This is a genomic window from Pseudomonadota bacterium, assembly GCA_018817425.1.
Taxonomy (GTDB): domain Bacteria; phylum Desulfobacterota; class Desulfobacteria; order Desulfobacterales; family RPRI01; genus RPRI01.
This window is the reverse complement of sequence record JAHITX010000068.1, coordinates 1-2,962: the sequence shown is the minus strand read 5'-3', so window position 1 is coordinate 2,962 and position 2,962 is coordinate 1. Positions and strand designations below refer to the sequence as shown.

4 protein-coding genes are annotated in these 2,962 nt (G+C 36.4%); 3 read left to right on the top strand and 1 reads right to left on the bottom strand.

The window, feature by feature from the left end; genetic code table 11:
* Positions 1-291 precede the first annotated feature (291 nt).
* From KKC46_11945 to KKC46_11935, 3 genes are all read left to right on the top strand, one after another.
* Positions 292-1,008, top strand: coding sequence for a DUF2034 domain-containing protein (locus KKC46_11945; GenBank protein ID MBU1054520.1), 717 nt, complete (start codon positions 292-294; stop codon positions 1,006-1,008).
* A gap of 116 nt (positions 1,009-1,124) precedes the next feature.
* The gene (locus KKC46_11940) at positions 1,125-1,670 is read left to right on the top strand and encodes a DUF4124 domain-containing protein (GenBank protein ID MBU1054519.1); all 546 of its coding nucleotides are present in this window, start codon (positions 1,125-1,127) and stop codon (positions 1,668-1,670) included.
* Positions 1,671-1,892: 222 nt separating this feature from the next.
* Positions 1,893-2,579 (top strand): DUF4124 domain-containing protein, encoded by a 687-nt coding sequence (locus KKC46_11935; protein ID MBU1054518.1) that lies wholly within the window; start codon positions 1,893-1,895, stop codon positions 2,577-2,579.
* A gap of 78 nt (positions 2,580-2,657) precedes the next feature.
* On the opposite strand, the gene KKC46_11930 is transcribed toward KKC46_11935, so the two are convergent.
* On the bottom strand, positions 2,658-2,828 hold the full coding sequence (locus tag KKC46_11930; protein ID MBU1054517.1) for a hypothetical protein: 171 nt from the start codon (positions 2,826-2,828) through the stop codon (positions 2,658-2,660).
* Between the last annotated feature and the right edge of the window lie 134 nt (positions 2,829-2,962).

The following is a 2,962-nucleotide window of genomic DNA, read 5'->3' as shown; positions in this document are numbered from 1 at the left end:
GAGATGCAATATAAACAGAGAATAATAAAAAACATGAAAAACCGAGCTAAACAATTTGGCCTGAAATTGGTGGAAGCAGCTGATGTGGCTGGGACTGATATTGCTGTGCCATCAACAATTTAATTTAAAGTTTATTGGGAGTCATTAAAAGCTTGCAATGATATTCAAAGAAAACTTAGGCGCGATGATGCCAGAAAAAATGCAGAACAAAAAAGAAATGCTGATAAAGAGGCAGAATGGTGGCACGGTATAGATGGAAGACGTTTTGAACTCGAAGTTGCAAAAATTTTAATGGATAAGAATTTTAATGTCAAACATACTGGTAACTCTTTACATGGTGATGGAGGTATTGATTTATGGCTGAAAGAAGATGACAAAACTATTATTATCCAATGCAAGGCATATAAAAACTATGTAAATGCAGGGGTTGTCCGTGAACTCTATGGGACACTTATACATGAAAAAGCAGATGAAGCATGGTTGGTTGTTACTTCAGGTTTTAGTAGGGGAGTAGAGGATTTCGCCCGTAATAAACAAATTCGTCTTCTAACAATAAGAGATTTGATAAAACTACCGCCCGTAAGAGAAAAAGAGACAAGAAGGGATGAACGATTCATCGCATACAATAACGGTACAGTTCTGGATACGAGGACAAATCTAATGTGGGCGGTGAAAGACAACGGAAAGGACATTAAATGGGTTGACGCTAAGAAATATTGCGAGAATTATCATGGGGGCGGATATGCTGACTGGCGGATGCCGACGCTGGATGAGCTGGCGGGGTTGTACGACAGCGGTAAAACTCAACCGGTGTTTAATTCTAATTCTACGCGCAATATCCATATGGCAACTGAATTGATTCATATTACTACTAAGTACGGTTGTTGGGCATCAGAAACACGTGGCGCCTACGCCGCCTACTTCAGTTTTCGCTGGGGCAATCGGTGCGAGGACAGCCAGTCTGGCTATGATGCAGATCGGGTGCTTCCGGTACGTTCTCGCAAATAGTTAATTTAATGTTTCGTAGCAAGAGAACGCTAATAAATAGATTTTCTTAATTCATCAATATAGTTTGTATGCCAGCTATATTTTATAATAAAAACCATGATAAGGAAAATAGAAAAATGAAGAACTTATATCAAGAAGCTTTCCAAAATATGTATATAAAATCAAGTGTTATCGTATTTATTATTACAATTTCCCTAATAGCCTTTTCTCTAATTTGCACTCAGACGATTCAGGCAGGAGAAATGTATAAATATACGGATAAAGATGGCAATACAGTCATAACAAACACTCCAAATCCAGAAAGGTATCAAGTAAAAGCAAAGAAAACATATTCATACAGTGAAGCATCACCATCAGAAGAAGATGATGGGAAAAAGGAGCGGCGAACAAGTTATAAAGATATTTTAATAAATGTCGAGAAAAGGAAAGGCGCACATGGCCAAGCCTGTATGTTATGTTTAGCCGAAGTAGTAAAACTTGCTGAAACAAGTGGGAAACCTATTCAACCCGAATTTTGGAAAATTGTGAATTCCGCAATAAATAACAATCACCCACGTAGTATGTACAACCAAATTAGCAAAGCTGCACTGATTCAAGACATCAATTTATCTGGCATCGCACCGTGTCAAATCGCCAGACCTGTTTTTGTAATTAATAATTAGTGGTAAAGATGCCGTATTCAGTTTTTGCTATGGTGGGGAGCATTGGAAAAGCCAGTCTGATATCTTATCCAAACACGTGTATCAGGTGCGTTCCCGTAAATAATTCATTTGTTGTTTCAAAGCCGGAGAATAATCCCCAAAGGGGTTTTCTAATTCCTCAATATCGTTTGTACACCAACTATGCTTTTATAATAAATACCTTATGACAAGGAAAATAAAAAAATGAAGAACTTACATCAAGTAATTTTGAATAATGTGTATAACCCATTAAAAATACCTGTATTTATTGTTATAATTTTTCTATTAGCCTTTTTTCTAATTTGCATTCAAATAATTCAAGCTGGAGAAATTTATACATACAAGGATAAGAATGGCAAAACTGTAATATCTAACACTCCAATTCCAGACAAGTATAAAACAAGAGCCCAGAAAATAGATTCGTACCGTGAATCATCATTATTTAAAAAAAATGAATTGGAAAAAGGAGCAGTAAATCGAGCGATTGATAAACAGATTGAAGAAATTGATAGGCAGATTTATTCACTTTCCAAAGATCCAAGTAGTAGATCAGAAAACGGCGGGATAAAAAAGACCGTTGTTAACCAGATAATAAAGTTAAGGGAACTAAAAGCGGATATTATATCGAAAGCTCAAAGGTTGGCCGCAGAAAGGAGAAATCCGGAAGATACCGGGCTTAAGATGAGAAATCAACAAGATGAGATGGAAACTAAAATGAAGCGGCAACAAATGGATATGGGGGCCATGACGGAAGAGATGAAAGATAAAAAGAGAGCAATGGAAGCTAAAATGAGGAGTCAAGAAAGAGAGATTCGAGAATTGGAGCGTGATAAAAGAATGTCAGAACACAATCAAAGGATGCAAGAGATGAATAAAGCGCTTGGCCAGTAGTCATTCAAATTAATGACAGAAGGCTGTAAGACATAAAAAGGGGTGGCTTCTTACAAGCTATATATTCACCGGAACCACTTAATCAATATTTTCGATGATATCCTCAATCACAAGATTGCGAATATACCCGCTCATACTTCTACCGCTCTTCCAGGCAATTTCTTTTAACGCTTCCTTTTCTTCCTCTGATAGTAGTGTGGTAACCCTGATTCTATCAACACTTTTATCTATTTTATCCATCATATTCATGTTGCACCTCCGTCAAATAATATAAATTTATTGAGCTTTTTCGTATAAATAACAACGTGTAAATTGTTATTTTAATTAATTTGTTTTGCGTAAGTATGATCCTTTTTACAAAAGATTGTAAAATAGGACTCTTC

What these genes read in the sequence shown, in the direction of transcription:
- KKC46_11945 (MBU1054520.1), top strand. Translation starts at nt 292, where the DNA reads ATGGATAAGAATTTTAATGTCAAACATACTGGTAACTCTTTACATGGT.
- KKC46_11940 (MBU1054519.1), top strand. Translation starts at nt 1,125, where the DNA reads ATGAAGAACTTATATCAAGAAGCTTTCCAAAATATGTATATAAAATCA.
- KKC46_11935 (MBU1054518.1), top strand. Translation starts at nt 1,893, where the DNA reads ATGAAGAACTTACATCAAGTAATTTTGAATAATGTGTATAACCCATTA.
- KKC46_11930 (MBU1054517.1), bottom strand. Translation starts at nt 2,828, where the DNA reads ATGAATATGATGGATAAAATAGATAAAAGTGTTGATAGAATCAGGGTT.